Consider the following 15,594-nt stretch of genomic DNA (forward strand, 5'->3'; position numbering starts at 1 on the left):
GTTGGTCAATTCCGTTCGCCTTGCGTCCCGTTCCGGACGCACGACTGGATGCGTACGGTCCGCAAGCACTCACGATACGTGCCGGAGGCAACTCGCAAAGAGGGGTTGCCGGATCTCACGGCCCAATCGCGCCCTTGGCGAGCCCAAACCGAATTTCGCTCACGTCACGACTTCGGCTTGAACGAGTCCGTCAGCGTCTGCCACGTGTCCTTACGCAGGTCACTGTCCCAGTTGGCGGCTTTCGCGGTGTACATCAGCGCGTAACCGAGTTGCTCGTTCACCACGAACCCCCGGTCGATCGTCCGGTACTCCGTCCCGCCCTCGGCATAGGTGAACTCCCAGTCGGCCGTGTTCCAACCGCGGTAGTCCACCTCCTCTATCCGGATCTTCTTGTACCCGGAGCGCTGCATGTACTGCTCCTGGTCCTTCCAGTCCGCCACCGGGTCGCCCTTCGGCGTGGACGTCCAGGCAACGAGCAGCTTCTGTCCGTCGGGCCCGGTGAACCGGTCGCCCGCCGACCCCGTGGACTGGAACTTCCATCCCTCGGGCAGCCCGAGCGAGTACCCCTGGCTCCCGTCGTGCGTCGACTCGGCCTTGCTCCCGCTCCCGGATCCCGCGTCGGCACCGCTTCCGCCGGTCGCGCCCGCCCCGGCACTCGGCGTGGTCCCGCTCTCCGTACCGGTACCCGATCCCGACCCGGCCGAGGCCGACTTCTCCCCGTCGGTACGGGTCTTGTCCTTGTCGTCCTTCTTGGTGTCGGAACTCGCGCTCGCCTTGGCGGAAGCCTTGGCACCGCCACCGCCCGCCGCACCGTTCGAGTCGTCGTCGCCGAGCGTGAGGGCAAGCACCACACCGATCACGGCAACCACGACGGCCACCGCGATGATCGCCAAGGTCCGCTTCGGCACCACGTCGGTGAGCGGCGCCCTCGGCGCGGGCCGCGACGGCAGATCCGGCGGCGCCATCTTGGGCCATCCCGAACTGCCCCCCGCACCCTGCCCGCTCGTCGCCTGCCCGTCCCGCTCACCGGCACCGGACCGGTCACCGGCACCGGCACGGTCACCGCCGGTCGACCCGGCACCCACCCCGGCAGCCCCGGCACCGGAAGCCCGGCCGGAACCCTCAGCCTTCGACGACGCCCCGGCCCCGCCCCGGGCAGCAACACCCGTGGACGACCCACCGGCCGCCGCCCCGTCGGACCCCGAAGCGGCCGTCTCACTCCCGGACTTGGTACGGGCCGCCCCCGCACTCACCGCGGCCTTGCGCACGGAACGCAGCGCCCCGCGCAACCGCTCCCCGGCCTCCTCGCCCCGCTTACCGGCCCCGCCACCCGAGCGGCCCTTGCTCTCCGGCGCGGCGGGCTGCGGCGGCAGCGGCACGACCTTCGTCGCGTCCGCCGGCTCCGGCTCGGACTTGGACGCCGGCGCATGGATGACGGCGTTGAGCATCGCCCGCGCACCGGCGTCGTCGAGCCGCTTGGCGGGGTCCTTGGTGAGCAGGCCGTAGATGACGTCCCTCAGCGGTCCCGCGTTCTTCGGCTCCTCCAGCGGCTCCGTCATCACCGCCGTGAGCGTCGCGATCGCGGAGCCCTTGTCGTACGGCGGCACACCCTCGACCGACGCGTACAGCAGCCCGCCCAGCGACCACAGGTCGGCCGCGGGGCCCGGCTTGTGACCGCGGGCCCGCTCCGGGGAGATGTAGGACGGGGCGCCGACTAGCATGCCGGTCGAGGTGATGGAGGGGTCGCCCTCGACCTGGGCGATTCCGAAGTCGGTGAGCACGACCCGCTCGGTGTCGGACTCCAGCAGGACGTTCGACGGTTTCACGTCGCGGTGCAGGATGCCCTCGCGGTGCGCGGAGCGCAGCACGTCGAGGACGGCAAGGCCGACCTCGGCGGCCCGCTTGGGCTCCAGGAGGCCGTCCTCGCGGATGACCTCGGCGAGCGACTTGCCCTCGACGAGCTCCATCACGATCCACGGCCGGTCGTCCTCTTCGACCACGTCGAACACCGTGACCGCGCTGTTGTTACGGATCCGGGCGATCGCCTTGGCCTCACGCAGGGTGCGCGTGATCAGCCGCCGCTTCTCCTCCTCGTCGATGTTCGACGGGAACCGCAACTCCTTGACGGCGACGGTCCGCCCCAGAGTCTCGTCCACGGCACGCCACACCGTGCCCATGCCGCCCCGGCCGAGCACTCCTCCCAGCCGGTACCGCCCCGCGAGGAGACGCTCACGGTCGTCCTGACGAGTGTCCTGACGAGATGTCCCCGCCCGCTCCGCCTCCGACATGCGTCCCCTCATACAACCCGCCCTGACAGAGCCTCCATTGTCTCTCACCCGACAAGCGCCCGACGCCCAGGGTGCCTCACGCGTCGCCACCCGACCGCACGGCCCGAGTCGCCCGGGCACCGCGCACCCGAGGCCCGGTGAATCACAGGTTCCGCTTGCCCGGCATGATGACCCGCGACAAGGGAAGGACCCCGCATGGCGCGAACGGCGATGCCACTGCTTCGGACACTACTGGCCATACCTGTGTGCCTGACAGTCCTCTGCCTCGTGTCCCCGGCCCTTCTCGGTATGTCCCCGACTTCCTCGACCTCCTCGTCGGCCCGCACCGCCTCGTCGACCTCCACCACTCCGGCGACAAACGCCCTGCTGTCCCTGCTGGTCACCCGGGGCAAGGCCCCCGCCGCTGCCCTGCTGGCCCGCGAGGACGGCGGCACCCGCTATGCCCACGCCGGGCAGGGCATCGCCCGCACCGACCACTTTCGGGCCGGCAGCATCACGAAGACCTTCATCGCGACGGTCGTCCTCCAACTGGCCGCCGAGCGGCGCCTGTCCCTCTCCGACACGGTGGAGCAGCACCTGCCGGGCCTGGTGCACGGGGCGGGCAACGACGGGCGCGCGCTGACCCTTCGTTCCCTGCTGACCCACACCAGCGGCCTGTACGACTTCGCCGCCGCCTCCGGGGGAACCGTCCCCGTCACTCCGCTTCAGGCCGTCCGCATCGCACTCACCCACCCCCCTGCCCACCCCGGCAGTTACTCCTACTCGAACACCAACTACGTCCTGCTCGGCCTGGTCGTCAAGCAGGTCACCGGCCGCTCCTACGCCGCCGAGGCCGAACGGCGCGTCATCGCTCCGCTGGGGCTGACCGGCACCTCCTTCCCTGGCTCCCGCACCTCGCTCCCCTCCCCGCACGGCCGCGCCTACGCGGCCGACGGGACCGATGTCACCGCACTCGACCCGCGGGTGGCCGGCGCGGCCGGCGAGCTGGTGACCACGCTCGCCGACCTCGACCGCTTCTACGCCGCGCTGCTGGACGGCCGCCTGCTGCCCTCGCGCGGGCTGCGCGAGATGCTCGACACCCGTGACGCGCATGGCTCGTACGGCATGGGACTCTTCCCCGTGAAGCTGCCGTGCGGCACCGTCGTATGGGGGCACAACGGGCGCATATCCGGCAGCTACGTGCGCTCCGCGGCCACCGTCGGCGGGCGTCGTGTCCTGACCTTCCGGGTGAACACGACGGCGATCGCAGATCCCGGTCTCGAACGCCGGCTGCTCGCTGCCGAGTTCTGCCCTCGCACCTGATGAACGGCCGGGATTCGAGCAGAGATCCCGGCCTCCATAGCCCGTTCGGGTGACGTTCCGCGGCCCCGCCGATGCTCTGCCCGCATCGCCCGGAACCGGCGACCGCCGCCGGCCCCCACCCCGGAGCGCTACAGCGGCACGATGTCCGGCGCCCCCAGCCGCGCCGCGTCCGCCGTCAGGTCGTCCGGCTGCCGCTGCGACTCCCGCTCGGCCTCCACCCGCTTCTCGTAGTGCTGGATCTCGCGCTCGATGTGGTCCTTGTCCCAGCCCAGCACCGGCGCCATCAGCTCGGCCGCCTCGCGCGCGCACCGCGTCCCACGGTCGAACGTCTCGATCGAGATGCGCGTCCGCCGCGTCAGGACGTCGTCCAGATGCCTGGCCCCCTCGTGCGAGGCGGCGTACACGATCTCGGCGCGCAGATAGTCGTCGGCGGACTGCAGGGGCTCGCCCAGCGCGGGATCGGCGGCGATGAGCTCGAGCACCTCCTCGGCCAGCGACCCGTAACGGTTCAACAGGTGCTCCACCCGCACCACATGGATTCCCGTCTGCGCCGCGATCCGCGCGCGTGCGTTCCACATCGCCCGATACCCTTCCGCGCCCAGCAGCGGAATGTCCTCGGTGACGCACTCGGCGACCCGCATGTCGAGCCCGTGCACGGCCGCGTCCACCGCGTCCTTGGCCATCACCCGGTACGTCGTGTACTTGCCGCCTGCCACGACGACCAGTCCGGGCACGGGGTGGGCCACGGTGTGCTCGCGCGAGAGTTTGCTGGTGGCGTCCGACTCTCCGGCGAGCAGGGGCCGCAGTCCCGCGTACACGCCCTCCACGTCGTCCCGCGTCAGCGGCACCGCCAGCACCGAGTTCACGTGTTCCAGCAGGTAGTCGATGTCCGCGCTGGACGCGGCCGGGTGGGCCTTGTCGAGATCCCAGTCGGTGTCGGTGGTGCCGACGATCCAGTGCCGGCCCCAGGGGATGACGAACAGCACGGACTTCTCGGTGCGCAGGATCAGGCCCGTCGAGGAGTGGATGCGGTCCTTGGGCACGACCAGGTGGATGCCCTTGGAGGCGCGTACGTGGAACTGTCCGCGCTCCCCCACCATCGACTGGGTGTCGTCGGTCCACACACCGGTCGCGTTGACGATCTGCTTGGCGCGGATCTCGTACTCGCCGCCCGCCTCGACGTCCTGCACGCGCGCCCCGACGACGCGTTCGCCCTCGCGCAGGAACCCGGCCACACGCGCGCGGTTGGCGACCTTCGCGCCGTAGGCCGCCGCCGTGCGCACCAGGGTGGCGACATAGCGGGCGTCGTCCATCTGTGCGTCGTAGTACTGCAGCGCGCCGACGAGCGCGTCCTTCTTCAGGGCGGGGGCGACGCGCAGGGCGTTGCCGCGGCTCAGGTGGCGGTGCATGGGCAGGCCCCGGCCGTGGGTGCGGGCCATCGACATGACGTCGTAGAGCAGGACGCCGCAGCCGGCGTACAGGCGCTCCCAGCCCTTGTACTGCAGCGGGTACAGGAACGGCACCGGCTTGACCAGGTGCGGCGCCAACCGCTCCAGCAGCAGACCGCGCTCCTTCAGTGCCTCGCGCACGAGCGCGAAGTCGAGCATCTCCAGATAGCGCAGGCCGCCGTGGATCAGCTTGCTGGACCGGCTGGAGGTGCCGGACGCCCAGTCACGTGCCTCGACCAGGCCGGTGGACAGTCCGCGGGTCGCCGCGTCGAGGGCGGTGCCTGCGCCCACCACGCCGGCGCCCACGACCAGTAGGTCCAGCTCCCGCTCGGCCATTGATGCGAGTGACTCGGCGCGCTCCGCCGGCCCCAGTGTCGCTGTCCTCACCGCTGCCTCCCGCTGATCCATCGCGTAGGCCGCACCCGTCGGGCGAAGCCCGGTTCATACCCCCTCATGCCCAAATTCTGACCGGGTTGCCCGGCTTCAGCCACCACTCGCCCCCAGCCTGTGGACAACACTCACGGAAACGCGATCATTCAATGCCGCAAATCGGTCATATTTACTCCTAGTCTGACATTGCGCTCCCTCGATCTGTCCACAGGGCTTGCGCACCTGCCCCACTTCGGTTACTGGGAAGGACGGCCCACGCCATGCCCTCAGATCTCGCCGTCATCGGACTTGGCCTGCACGGCCTGCCCCTGGCGAAGGCCGCCGTCGCGGCCGGCATCCCCACGCTCGGTTACCGGACCGGGCCCGAGGCCGGCTCCCTCAGCCCCGCCGAACTGCGCCGGATGCTCTCGGGGGGCTTCCGGCATGCCACCAGCCCCGCCGAGCTCGGCCGGGTGCGCACCGCCGTCATCTGCGCGCAGACCCCGCGCGGCGCGGACGGCGGGCTGGACCTGAGCCAGGTGGAGGGGGCAGCCCGCACCCTGGCAGCGCGGCTGCGCCCGCACACCACCGTCATCCTGGAGTCGCCCGTACCTCCGGGTACAACTGAGAACGTCCTGCGCCCCCTCCTGGAAGAGGTCTCCGGACTGCGCGCCGGCCGCGACTTCCACCTGGCCTACTCCCCCAGCCGCGTCGACCCGGGCAACCGCGATTTCACGCCTGCAAACACCCCCAAGGTGATCGGCGGCCTCACGCCCGCGTGCACCGAGTCGGCCGCGGCCTTCTACGGCCGTCTCACCGACAAGGTGGTACGCGCGCGTGGACTGCGCGAGGCGGAGACGGTGCAGGTGCTGGAGACCAACTTCCGGCATGTCAACATCGCGCTGGTCAACGAAATGGCCGTCCTCTGCCACGACTTGGGCGTCGACCTGTGGGACGTCATCCGATGCGCGGAGACCAAGCCGTTCGGCTTCCATGCCTTCCGCCCCGGCCCGGGCGTCGGCGGCCACGCCGTTCCCCAGGACCTCGCCGGTCCCGCCGGCCGCACCCTGCGCATGGTCGAACTGGCCCAGCAGGTGAACAGCCAGATGCCCCGCTACGTCGTCCAGCGCGCCGCCACCCTGCTCAACGAGCACGGCAAGTCCGCCCGCGGCGCCCGCATCCTCCTGCTCGGCGTCACCTACAAGCCCGACCTGGCCGACCAGCAGTCCACGCCCGCCCAGGAGGTCGCGATCCGCCTGATGGAGCTGGGCGCCTGCGTCAGCTACCACGACCCGCACATCCCGTCCTGGAACGTCCTGGACCGCCCGGTCCCGCGCGCGGACGCCCTGTACGAGGCCGTCGCGGACGCCGACCTGACGATCCTGCTCCAGCAGCATCGGACGTACGACCTGCAGGGCCTGTCCGTGAAGGCACAGCTGCTGCTGGACACGCGGGGCGCGGCGCCCACGGGGGCGGCGCATCGGCTGTGATGGGGCACGACAAGGGCCGGTCACCCCACTCGGAGTGACCGGCCCTTCCCTGACGTGGACGTAACCGCGTAGCGGCTAGCGCTGGTGCTGCGAGTCCGCGACCGTGACCTCGACCCGCTGGAACTCCTTCAGCTCGCTGTACCCGGTCGTGGCCATCGCCCGCCGGAGCGCACCGAAGAAGTTCATCGAGCCGTCCGGAGTGTGGGACGGCCCCGTCAGGACCTCCTCGATCGTGCCGACCGTGCCGAGGTCGACCTTCTTGCCGCGCGGCAGCTCCTCGTTGACCGCCTCCATGCCCCAGTGGTGGCCCCGGCCCGGCGCGTCGGTCGCGCGGGCGAGCGGGGAGCCCATCATCACGGCGTCCGCGCCGCAGGCGACCGCCTTGGGCAGGTCGCCGGACCAGCCGACGCCGCCGTCGGCGATCACGTGCACGTACCGGCCGCCGGACTCGTCCATGTAGTCACGGCGGGCCGCCGCCACGTCCGCGACCGCCGTCGCCATCGGCACCCGGATGCCCAGGACGTTGCGCGTGGTGTGCGCGGCGCCGCCGCCGAAGCCGACCAGGACGCCCGCCGCGCCGGTGCGCATCAGGTGCAGGGCCGCGGTGTACGTGGCACAGCCGCCGACGATCACAGGGACGTCGAGCTCGTAGATGAACTGCTTCAGGTTCAGCGGCTCGTGCGAACCGGAGACGTGCTCCGCCGAGACCGTCGTACCGCGGATGACGAAGATGTCCACGCCCGCGTCGACGACCGCCTTGGAGAACTGGGCCGTGCGCTGCGGGGAGAGCGCGGCGGCCGTGACCACGCCCGCGTCGCGCACCTCCTTGATGCGCTGCCCGATCAGCTCCTCCTTGATGGGAGCGGCGTAGATCTCCTGGAGGCGGCGCGTGGCGGCCTCGGTGGGCAGCCCGGCGATCTCGTCGAGCAGCGGCTGCGGGTCCTCGTACCGCGTCCACAGGCCCTCGAGGTTCAGCACGCCGAGGCCGCCGAGCTCACCGATGCGGATCGCGGTGGCCGGGGAGACAACCGAGTCCATGGGGGCGGCCAGGAAGGGCAGCTCGAAGCGGTAGGCGTCGATCTGCCAGGCGATCGAGACCTCCTTCGGGTCCCGCGTACGGCGGCTGGGGACGACGGCGATGTCGTCGAAGGCGTACGCCCTGCGCCCGCGCTTGCCGCGCCCGATCTCGATCTCAGTCACGTCTGTGGCCTTTCCCTGATGCGTTCAGCGTCTTCCAGTATCGCCGACGGGTACGACAAGGGCGGCCCCGGTGCACCCGGGGCCGCCCTCGAAGGAGTCTGCCGACTACTTGCTGCGGCTGTAGTTCGGCGCCTCGACCGTCATCTGGATGTCGTGCGGGTGGCTCTCCTTGAGGCCGGCGGAGGTGATCCGCACGAAGCGACCCTTGGAATCCATCTCCTCGATGGTGGCGGCGCCCACATAGCCCATGGTCTGGCGCAGCCCGCCGACGAGCTGGTGCAGCACGTTGGCCAGCGGGCCGCGGTAGGGCACCTGGCCCTCGATGCCCTCGGGCACGAGCTTGTCGTCGGAGGACACCTCGGCCTGGAAGTAGCGGTCCTTGGAGTACGACCGACCCTGGCCGCGGGACTGCATGGCACCGAGGGAGCCCATGCCGCGGTACGACTTGAACTGCTTGCCGTTGATGAACAACAGCTCGCCCGGAGACTCCTCGCAGCCCGCCAGCAGCGAGCCCAGCATCACGGTGTCGGCGCCGGCGGCGAGCGCCTTGCCGATGTCACCGGAGTACTGCAGGCCGCCGTCGCCGATCAGCGGGATACCCGCGGGGCGCGCGGCCAGGGAGGCCTCGTAGATGGCGGTGACCTGCGGGACGCCGATGCCGGCGACGACGCGGGTGGTGCAGATGGAGCCCGGTCCGACACCGACCTTGATGCCGTCGACACCGGCGTCGATCAGCGCTTGGGCGCCGTCGCGGGTGGCGACGTTGCCGCCGATCACGTCGACGTCCACGCTCGACTTGATCTTCGACATCCAGCTCAGGGCATTGCTGTTGTGACCGTGCGAGGTGTCGACCACCAGGAAGTCCACACCGGCCCCGGCGAGTGCCTGGGCGCGCTCCAGGGCCTCGGGGCTGGCGCCGACGGCGGCACCGACGAGCAGCCGGCCCTCGGCGTCCTTGGCGGCGTTGGGGTACTTCTCGGCCTTGACGAAGTCCTTGACCGTGATGAGGCCCTTGAGGACGCCCGCCTCGTCGATCAGGGGAAGCTTCTCGATCTTGTGGCGGCGCAGCAGCTCCATCGCCTCGCTGCCGGAGATGCCGACATGGCCCGTGACCAGCGGCATCGGCGTCATGACCTCGCGCACCTGACGGTCACGGTCCGTCTCGAAGGCCATGTCGCGGTTGGTGACGATGCCGAGCAGCTTGCCGGCCGGGTCGGTGACCGGGACACCGCTGATGCGGAACTTGGCGCACAGGGCGTCGGCCTCGCCGAGGGTCGCCTCGGGGTGCACCGTGATGGGGTCGGTGACCATGCCGGACTCGGACCGCTTCACCAGATCGACCTGGTTGACCTGGTCCTCGACGGACAGGTTGCGGTGCAGCACGCCGACGCCGCCCAGGCGGGCCATGGCGATCGCCATGCGGGACTCGGTCACCTTGTCCATGGCCGCCGAGAGCAGCGGGATGTTCACACGAACGTTGCGGGAGATGCGGGACGAGGTGTCGACCGCGTTGGGGAGCACCTCGGATGCACCCGGCAGCAGCAGCACGTCGTCGTAGGTCAGCCCGAGGGTTGCGAATTTACCGGGCACTCCGTCGACGTTGGCAGTCATGACACCTTCCCCAAATGGCCTTGATCGGTGCGGATGTCCATGCTAACGGGAAGCATGGGGCGCAAATTCCACGGTTGCGGCCGACCCCGGGCTTCGTATGTTCGTACGGAACCGGAGTGAGCCCTGTTCACTTGGGGGCGCACTCAAGGGAGCACTGCCGGAGCGCTACTGCTCGGCCAGCGCGCGCAACCTGCTCAGCGCCCTGTGCTGGGCAACCCGGACGGCGCCGGGTGACATTCCCAACATCTGACCCGTCTCTTCCGCGGTCAACCCCACCGCGATCCTCAGCAGCAACAGCTCCCGCTGGTTCTCGGGCAGGTTGGCCAGCAGTTTCTTGGCCCACTCGGCGTCGCTGCTGAGCAGCGCCCGCTCCTCCGGGCCGAGGGAGTCGTCCGGGCGTTCCGGCATCTCGTCGGACGGCACCGCGGTGGAACCCGGGTGCCGCATCGCCGCCCGCTGCAGGTCAGCGACCTTGTGCGCGGCGATGGCGAAGACGAACGCCTCGAAGGGGCGGCCGGTGTCCTTGTAGCGCGGCAGCGCGAGGAGGACGGCGACGCAGACCTCCTGGGCGAGGTCCTCGACGAAGTGACGGGCATCGCCCGGGAGCCGGGACAGCCTGGTGCGGCAGTAGCGCAGGGCCAGGGGGTGGACGTGCGCGAGCAGATCGTGCGTGGCCTGCTCGTCCCCGTCCACGGCGCGATGGACGAGCGCTCCGATCGCCCCGTGGGCATGAGCTGCCTCGTCCTCGCGCATCGGTCCATGGTGCCTTGCGGCCGTTTGGTCCGTGGCATCGTGTCCGACGTTGTGCACCGAAGCGTTATGAGCAGGTGCGGCAGAACTCATCCCCTGCGCCCTCCCCTTCCGCTCGACCGACTCGTCCCCGAGAGACTCCACATTCTCAAGGATGCGGCATCCGCGGCGAAACGAGCACCGGGCGCCGACAGGACCCCTTGACCGGCCTCGCCCCGCGCCCCCCAAAGGGGCGCGGGGCGAGACATTGTGCGGCTCCGCCGCGTGGGCGCGGCCGGCCACAAACGACCCGTACACAGCAACGGCCCGCAGGACCGAGCTCTCAGCGAACCAGACCCCACCGGAATCCGAGCGCCACGGCGTGCGCCCGGTCCGAGGCGCCGAGCTTCTTGAACAGCCGCCGGGCGTGCGTCTTCACGGTGTCCTCGGACAGGAACAGCTCCCGACCGATCTCCGCGTTGGAACGACCATGGCTCATACCCTCGAGCACCTGGATCTCACGCGCCGTGAGCGTCGGCGCCGCACCCATCTCGGCGGACCGCAGCCGCCGCGGGGCGAGCCGCCACGTGGGGTCGGCCAGCGCCTGCGTCACCGTGGCGCGCAACTCCGCACGCGAGGCGTCCTTGTGCAGATAGCCGCGGGCACCGGCGGCGACCGCGAGGGCCACGCCGTCCAGGTCCTCGGCGACGGTGAGCATGATGATGCGCGCACCGGGGTCGGCGGACAGCAGCCGCCGCACGGTCTCTACGCCGCCCAGACCGGGCATGCGTACGTCCATCAGGATCAGGTCCGAGCGGTCGGCGCCCCAGCGGCGGAGGACTTCCTCGCCGTTGGCCGCCGTCGTCACGCGCTCGACGCCGGGCACGGTCGCGACCGCGCGGCGGAGCGCCTCTCGGGCAAGCGGGGAGTCGTCGCAGACGAGGACGGATGTCATGGCCGCCCTCCGCAGCTGATGCACGTCACCTTGAGCCTCCAGGCTGGTACGAAATCGTCACCTGTGCGGTCGACCGCTTCGGACGCGTGCCCGAGCGCTTGTTCCTTCAACCGCCTCCGCCCTCTCAACGACGGTCACTCGAAAGAGTTACGGGGCCATGTGCCGTCTTCGGCACTCTACGTGAGGGGGCGGACACGGGGCAGACATGCACGACGGACCCTCAATGTTTCATCACAACCCATGCCCCATTCAGCCCTTTTTCTTCCCGTTTCACGGCGTTTGGGGCTAGATTCGCAATGAGTCATATTTTCATCTTCTTAGATCGTAGATGTACGGTCGTAGACACCGTATCCGCCCAGAACGGCTACAAGGGGTCACGCAATGGCAGATTTCTCCCGCCTTCCCGGACCGAACGCGGACCTGTGGGACTGGCAGCTGCTGGCTGCATGTCGCGGGGTGGACAGTTCGCTCTTCTTTCACCCGGAGGGCGAGCGCGGTGCGGCTCGGAGCGCTCGAGAGAACTCGGCCAAGGAGGTCTGCATGAGGTGCCCGGTGCGCGCGCAGTGCGCGGCACACGCGCTGGCGGTGCGCGAACCGTACGGCGTCTGGGGCGGCTTGACCGAGGACGAGCGCGAGGAACTCATGGGGCGGGCACGCAACCGGCTGGTCTCGGCCTCGACGGTCGGCGGCGAGTCCGGCTCACACCACTGAAGGAACGTTTCTGCATCTAAGGGCACGCGCACGCGTGCCCTTCTTCTTCGGCGCGACATGCCCTAGCGGGCGGCGGCCCGCGCCAGCTGATCCAGCGTCGCCGCGACGGCCGGCACCTGCGCCAGGTCGGGCAGGGTGAGCGCGACGATCTCCCGCCGGACCGCCGGTTCCAGCGTCACCATGCGCGCCCCCCGCGGCCGTACGGACTCGACGGCGAGCTGGGGCAGGACGGCCACGCCCAGGCCGGCGCCGACCAGGCCGACGACCGCCGGATAGTCGTCGGTGGCGAAGTCGATACGGGGCGTGAAGCCGGCGCTCTCGCAGACCTCGATCAACTGCCCTCGGCAGCGCGGGCATCCGGCGATCCAGGGCTCGGACGCGAGCTCCCCGATGGCGACCGATCCGGAGGACGCGGTGCGCGCGAGCCGGTGCCGTTCGGGCACGAGGCCGACGAGACGATCCGTCAGCAGCGGGCGTACGACGAGGTCGTCCCACTCCCCTTCCTGGGCCGCACCCTCGTAGCGGAAGGCGAGGGCCACGTCGCAGTCGCCCTCGCGCAGCAGCTCGACGGACTTCGGCGGCTCGGCCTCCTCCAGGGAGACCCGGGTGCCGGGGTGCGCGGCGCGCAGGGCGGCGAGGGCGGTCGGGACGAGGGTGGAGCTGCCGCTGGGGAAGGAGACGAGCCGCACGCGGCCGGCCCGCAGCCCGGCGATGGCGGCGACCTCCTCCTCGGCGGCGGTGAGTCCCGCCAGGATCCCGGCGGCGTGCCGCACCAGTGCCTCGCCGGCCTGGGTCAGCCGCATCTCGCGTCCGCTGCGGATCAGCAGGGGTGTGCCGACGGCTGCTTCCAGTGCCTTCATCTGCTGGCTGACAGCGGGCTGGGTGCAGCCCAGTTCGCGCCCCGCCGCGGAGAAGGAACCGGTGGTGGCGACGGCGCGCAGGACGCGGAGGTGACGGGCTTCGAGCACCAATCGAGCATAAGCGAACCTTGGAGTACGCGCCGAATAATGCGTCGACACTTTGGCCGTACGTCGCCTACCGTGCCGTCATGAAGCTTCTGTCTGTGAATCTGGGCCGCGCGAAGGCGGTGCCGTACACGGATCACGCCGACGGTGTGACCGGCATCGACAAGCAGCCGGCGGCGGGGCCGGTCCTGGTGGCGGCGCCCGGGCCGAAGGGCGTCGGGGGGAGCGGGCTGGCCGGGGACACGGTGTGCGAGAAGCGGCACCACGGCGGCGACGACCAGGCCGTGTACGCGGTCGCGCGCGAGGACCTCGACGACTGGGAGCGCGAGCTGGGGCGGTCGCTGGCGAACGGCGTGTTCGGCGAGAACCTCACGACGTCCGGCCTGGACGTGTCCGGTGCGCTGATCGGAGAGCGCTGGCGGATCGGGCCCGAGGTGGTGCTGGAGGTGACGTGCGGCCGCATCCCCTGTCGTACCTTTCAGGGCCATCTGGGTGAGAAGCAGTGGGTGAAGCGGTTCACGGCGAAGGCCGCTCCGGGCGCGTATCTGCGGGTGATCGAGCCGGGTGAGATCCGGGCGGGCGACGCGATGGAGATCATCCACCGCCCGGATCACGACGTAACGGTGGCGCTGCAGTTCCGGGCGGTCACGACGGAGCGGAAGCTGCTGCCGCGGCTGCTGGCGGCGGGGGACACGCTGCATCCGGAGTCGCTGGCGGCGGCTCGGAAGTATGTGTCGCAGCACGGGGTCTGACCGCGGCTCACCTGCCTGGTGTTCGCCGGGGCTTCACCGACCGGGAGGCCCTGTGCAGAGAGCGGACGCGCAGACTCCGGGTCATTAACCTTGCGCCATGACAACGGCTCTCATCACGGGATCGACCGCGGGCATCGGCGCGGCCTTCGCACGGCGGCTGGCCGCCGACGGACACAACCTGGTGCTCGTGGCGCGGGACACCAAGCGGCTGCGGGAGCAGGCGACCGAACTGCACGACCGGCACGGCATCGAGGCGGAGGTCCTGACGGCGGACCTCGCCGAGGACACCGGCATCGAGACGGTCGCCGCCCGCCTCGGCGACCGCAGGAACCCGGTCGACCTGCTGATCAACAACGCCGGCTTCGGCAACAAGGGCCGCTACCTCGACGTCTCCATGGCCGACGAGCTGAAGATGCTCAAGGTGCACTGCGAGGCGGTGCTGCGCCTGACGTCCGCTGCATCGGAGGCGATGCGGGAGCGGGGGCGGGGCGGTGTCGTGAACGTCGCCTCCGTGGCGGCCTTCGTACCGCGCGGCACGTACGGCGCGTCCAAGGCCTGGGTCGTGCAGTTCACGCAGGGCGCGGCCCGGGATCTGGCCGGGAGCGGGGTGCGGCTGATGGCGCTGTGCCCGGGGTTCGTGCGGACCGAGTTCCATGAGCGGGCCGGGATGGGCACGGACAACATCCCGGGGTGGATGTGGCTGGACGCGGACAAGCTGGTGGCGGCTGCGCTCCACGATCTGGCGAAGGGCAAGACGGTGTCGATTCCGGACCCTCGCTACAAGGTCCTGCTGGGCGCGGCGAAGCTGGTGCCGCGGGGGGTGCTCGGGGGGATCAGCTCGCGGACGGGGCGCAAGTACGGGCCTCAGTAGGCGCGTTGGGCAGGGCCGCGCGCCCGGACCGCCGCGGTGGGAAAATGGTGGTGTCCAGCCGCACCCAGCATGACCGGGAGGCCACGACACCATGACCTTCGTACAGCTCATCGACTGCAGGACCAGCCGTTTCGACGAGATGAACCGGCTGATGGACAGGTGGGTCGAGCAGACCAAGGGGAAGCGGACGGCGACGCACGACGTCATCGGGAAGGACCGGTCCGACGCGTCGCACTTCATCGAGATCGTGGAGTTTCCGTCGTACGACGAGGCCATGCGGAACTCCGATCTGCCCGAGACCGGCAGGATCTTCCAGGAGATGGTGGCGCTCTGTGACGAGCCGCCCACCTTCACCGATCTGGATGTGGTGCGCGACGAGCAGCTGAACGTCCTGGCCGCGCGGACCTTCTTCGAGGCCATGGGCAGGATGGCGCCGGAGCGGATCGGTGAGCACCTCACGGACGACTATGTGGATCACGATCCGTCGTATCCGCGGCCCGTGCAGGGTGTCGACGGCATACGCGAGGTGTATGCGGGGTGGCGGGGCGCCTTCGACTTCACCTTCCGGATCGACGACCAGCTGGCCCAGGGCGACCAGGTGTGCACGCGGTGGACGTGGGTCGCGCGGCACAAGGGCGAGTTCCTGGGGATCATGCCGACCGGGCAGGACGTGGCCATGCAGGGCATGACCTGGCAGCGGTTCAGGGACGGCAGGATCCGCGAGAGCCGCTGGCTCTACGACCGGGCGGGTCTGCTGGAGCAACTGGGGGTACTCGGCGAGTGAAGCCCGCGAAGGGGAAGGCCCCGGTCCCGCACGTGAGTGCGGGACCGGGGGCGGCTGCTATAAACAAATACGCGACCACGAGACCTGCGGTGCTAGGGGGGGCCCGCTTCTGCGGTTAT

The 15,594-nt window shown here is 70.4% G+C and carries 13 protein-coding genes; 6 read left to right on the forward strand and 7 right to left on the reverse strand.

The annotated features are described in order from the left end of the window. Positions 1-164: 164 nt before the first annotated feature. Positions 165-2,288, reverse strand: a complete 2,124-nt coding sequence (locus ACWGDB_RS39970) for a serine/threonine-protein kinase (RefSeq protein ID WP_453826974.1) — start codon at positions 2,286-2,288, stop codon at positions 165-167. 210 nt (positions 2,289-2,498) lie between these two features. On the opposite strand from ACWGDB_RS39970, the gene ACWGDB_RS39975 reads away from it, so the two are divergent. Continuing rightward, the gene (locus ACWGDB_RS39975) at positions 2,499-3,590 is read left to right on the forward strand and encodes a serine hydrolase domain-containing protein (protein ID WP_453826981.1); all 1,092 of its coding nucleotides are present in this window, start codon (positions 2,499-2,501) and stop codon (positions 3,588-3,590) included. A 128-nt stretch (positions 3,591-3,718) separates the two neighbouring features. On the opposite strand, the gene ACWGDB_RS39980 is transcribed toward ACWGDB_RS39975, so the two are convergent. Then, a complete protein-coding gene (locus tag ACWGDB_RS39980; RefSeq protein WP_453826975.1) occupies positions 3,719-5,425 on the reverse strand; it encodes a glycerol-3-phosphate dehydrogenase/oxidase in 1,707 nt (568 codons plus the stop codon). A gap of 263 nt (positions 5,426-5,688) precedes the next feature. Here ACWGDB_RS39980 and ACWGDB_RS39985 point away from each other — a divergent pair, with 263 nt between their 5' ends. After that, positions 5,689-6,897, forward strand: a complete 1,209-nt coding sequence (locus ACWGDB_RS39985; protein ID WP_389452566.1) for a nucleotide sugar dehydrogenase — start codon at positions 5,689-5,691, stop codon at positions 6,895-6,897. 75 nt (positions 6,898-6,972) lie between these two features. On the opposite strand, the gene ACWGDB_RS39990 is transcribed toward ACWGDB_RS39985, so the two are convergent. From ACWGDB_RS39990 to ACWGDB_RS40005, 4 genes are all read right to left on the reverse strand, one after another. Beyond that, entirely contained in the window at positions 6,973-8,097 is a 1,125-nt protein-coding gene (locus ACWGDB_RS39990) for a GuaB3 family IMP dehydrogenase-related protein (RefSeq protein WP_328879858.1), read from the reverse strand. A gap of 105 nt (positions 8,098-8,202) precedes the next feature. Next, complete coding sequence (gene guaB, locus ACWGDB_RS39995; protein WP_453826976.1) at positions 8,203-9,708, reverse strand: IMP dehydrogenase; 1,506 nt, start codon at positions 9,706-9,708, stop codon at positions 8,203-8,205. A gap of 165 nt (positions 9,709-9,873) precedes the next feature. After that, positions 9,874-10,461, reverse strand: coding sequence for a sigma-70 family RNA polymerase sigma factor (locus tag ACWGDB_RS40000; protein WP_328424507.1), 588 nt, complete (start codon positions 10,459-10,461; stop codon positions 9,874-9,876). Between the two features lie 319 nt (positions 10,462-10,780). Further along, on the reverse strand, positions 10,781-11,392 hold the full coding sequence (locus ACWGDB_RS40005; RefSeq protein WP_003948568.1) for a response regulator transcription factor: 612 nt from the start codon (positions 11,390-11,392) through the stop codon (positions 10,781-10,783). Positions 11,393-11,773: 381 nt separating this feature from the next. Here ACWGDB_RS40005 and ACWGDB_RS40010 point away from each other — a divergent pair, with 381 nt between their 5' ends. Beyond that, positions 11,774-12,103, forward strand: a complete 330-nt coding sequence (locus ACWGDB_RS40010; protein WP_427840342.1) for a WhiB family transcriptional regulator — start codon at positions 11,774-11,776, stop codon at positions 12,101-12,103. Between the two features lie 62 nt (positions 12,104-12,165). Here ACWGDB_RS40010 and ACWGDB_RS40015 read toward each other — a convergent pair whose 3' ends face one another. Continuing rightward, a complete protein-coding gene (locus ACWGDB_RS40015) occupies positions 12,166-13,071 on the reverse strand; it encodes a LysR family transcriptional regulator (RefSeq protein WP_453826977.1) in 906 nt (301 codons plus the stop codon). Positions 13,072-13,151: 80 nt separating this feature from the next. Between ACWGDB_RS40015 and ACWGDB_RS40020 the strand changes: the two genes are divergently transcribed. The 3 genes from ACWGDB_RS40020 (at position 13,152) to ACWGDB_RS40030 (ending at position 15,475) form a co-directional block, all read left to right on the forward strand. Further along, entirely contained in the window at positions 13,152-13,820 is a 669-nt protein-coding gene (locus ACWGDB_RS40020; protein WP_453826978.1) for an MOSC domain-containing protein, read from the forward strand. Between the two features lie 97 nt (positions 13,821-13,917). Continuing rightward, positions 13,918-14,691: an SDR family NAD(P)-dependent oxidoreductase gene (locus ACWGDB_RS40025; protein WP_369272896.1), complete on the forward strand. Its 774-nt coding sequence runs from the start codon at positions 13,918-13,920 to the stop codon at positions 14,689-14,691. A gap of 91 nt (positions 14,692-14,782) precedes the next feature. Then, complete coding sequence (locus ACWGDB_RS40030; RefSeq protein WP_453826979.1) at positions 14,783-15,475, forward strand: ester cyclase; 693 nt, start codon at positions 14,783-14,785, stop codon at positions 15,473-15,475. Positions 15,476-15,594: the final 119 nt, after the last annotated feature.

The organism is Streptomyces sp. NPDC055013, assembly GCF_053608645.1.